We start from the raw sequence: 1,068 nt of genomic DNA, 5'->3' as shown, positions 1-1,068 counted from the left end.
GGAGCGTGTACTCGTTGATCCCCAGGTCCCGCGCGACCTGCGCGACGGGCTTGCCGGTCTCCCGAACGATGCGCACGGCTCCCGCCCGGAACTCCGGGTCAAACCCGCGCTTCCTGACTCCCACGACTCAACCTTCTCTTCAGATTCGGTCTCCACGATCTCAGGGGAAGCGCACGACCTTCAAGACGTCCTCCAGCACGTCTGGGTCACCGGCCCCGGCAGCGCAGGCCCCGGCGAGCTCCTCACCGATCCGACGACCTCCTCACTCGCGAGCAGGCTCAGGCCGGTCTCGGGCTTCTCGACGAGGCGCTCGCTCTGAACCTGCCCAAATCCCAGGACCACTTCCACCGCGTCTGGAGCACCGCTTTCCGCACCGCCGGCCTCCGTGCAGTAGGGCGACGGTGGATTCCCCAAAGATGACCTCGAACTGGACTCGGTATGACCGACACTCGTCCCAAACCACGGACCGACCGCGGCTGCGCTAGGGGCACGCCGCCGCACCAGCCAGGCCACGCTCCAACACGTCCACGACGCACTCACCCAGCTCAAACGGGAAAGGGCACAGCCGTCGGTGGCGGCCTTCGCCCGCCGGGCGCGAAGCGAACCGGCGAGAACGGGCGCTCAACGCTGAAGTCGCTCTCAAGGCCACCCCGAGATCACAGTCCAGCGCACTCGCATCGCCGAACTCTCGGCCAGATCCGCGACCCGGAAGCCGAATGGACCCAAGAGGCCATCGCGCGGATCACCACTGAGAACACCACCCCCAAGCAGCGAGTCCGCCAGCTCACCAGCAACAACCGCACCCTCGACGAGCGCCTCCAAGCCTCCCGCTCCAGTCTGCGCTTCCAAGACCGGCGCACCGCCGACCTCGAAGCTCGACTCGCCGACCCGGCGTCAACCGCCATCCTGCCAGGGAGGTCCTAGCCATCTCGTCGCCGCGCGAGCGTGTCACCTGAAGTGTGGAAAGATCATCTCTTGTTGTTGTGAGGCCCGCTTTACCTGATCCGCCCTGGATAGGCGATGGCGAGTTCGTTGAGTGCTTCGCGCCAGCCTGAGACGCGGAGTCCT

Annotated in this window: 1 protein-coding gene; it reads right to left on the bottom strand. The window is 66.5% G+C overall.

Annotated elements, in window-relative coordinates; translation table 11 throughout:
- Positions 1–124: transposase (locus E1298_RS52105; protein WP_165976008.1), on the bottom strand; the 124-nt coding region annotated here is incomplete at its 3' end.
- Between the last annotated feature and the right edge of the window lie 944 nt (positions 125–1,068).

Source organism: Actinomadura rubrisoli (genome assembly GCF_004349215.1).
GTDB lineage: Bacteria > Actinomycetota > Actinomycetes > Streptosporangiales > Streptosporangiaceae > Spirillospora > Spirillospora rubrisoli.
Note: the sequence above shows the minus strand (reverse complement) of the source record. Positions and strands in the feature narration are given on the sequence as shown.